Origin of the sequence: Streptomyces sp. GbtcB7 (genome assembly GCF_019091445.1) — a bacterium.
In the GTDB taxonomy this organism is placed as follows: Bacteria; Actinomycetota; Actinomycetes; order Streptomycetales; family Streptomycetaceae; genus Streptomyces; species Streptomyces mirabilis.
Genome location: NZ_JAGXJM010000386.1, coordinates 1 through 257, shown reverse-complemented (window position 1 = coordinate 257; position 257 = coordinate 1). Strand labels below are relative to the sequence as shown.

Below are 257 nucleotides of genomic sequence, written 5' to 3'. Positions count from 1 at the left end.
TGGACGGTCCTGTTCGTCGCGCTGTGCGGTGTGGTGGCCGCCTCCTGGCGGGCGGGCCGCACGGCCCCCGCCCAGGCGCTGGGCGTGGCCTCGGTTGACACCAGGGCGATGACCCGGGGCCGACGGTTGTCCGGCCTGGTCCTGCTGGCGACCGCCGCCGTGGCCCTGGTCCTGGCCCTGGTCGGGGGCCCGGGCGAACTGCTGCACCGGAAGACCTACGTGAGCCGGCCGATGCTGCTGATCACCGCCGTCGCCCT

General features: G+C 75.5%; 1 pseudogene. It reads left to right on the top strand.

From position 1 onward, the window contains the following. Positions 1-257 (top strand): annotated as a pseudogene (locus KVT44_RS56345) (ABC transporter permease); the annotation flags it as partial.